Here is a 272-nt window from a genome sequence, read left to right as displayed (position 1 = left end):
CCTTGCCGACGTAGGCGGCGTTGCTGGAAATCTCGTCGATTTTCGTCTTCAGCAGACCTGCGCTGGCCTTCAGTGTCAGATTGTCGAGAACCTGATAATCCACGCCGGTTTCCAGACCGTAGGCATGGGCTTCCTCGGCATTGACGGTGTAGCATTCGCTGATGCCCGTGGAGACAACCACCGGCACGTTAAACTGGGCATTGTTCATGTCCATGTAGAACAGGTTGCCGTTTACCGTCAGCGTATCGTCGAGCAGGTTGGCACGCGTGAAC

The 272-nt window shown here is 55.9% G+C and carries 1 protein-coding gene; it reads right to left on the bottom strand.

All coding sequences use genetic code 11. The features are described from left to right. Positions 1–272: TonB-dependent receptor domain-containing protein (locus tag SB816_RS31735; protein WP_410548213.1), on the bottom strand; the 272-nt coding region annotated here is incomplete at both ends.

Origin of the sequence: Achromobacter sp. SIMBA_011 (assembly GCF_046535435.1) — a bacterium.
Lineage (GTDB): Bacteria > Pseudomonadota > Gammaproteobacteria > Burkholderiales > Burkholderiaceae_B > Achromobacter > Achromobacter dolens.
This window is presented reverse-complemented; position numbering and strand designations above follow the sequence as displayed.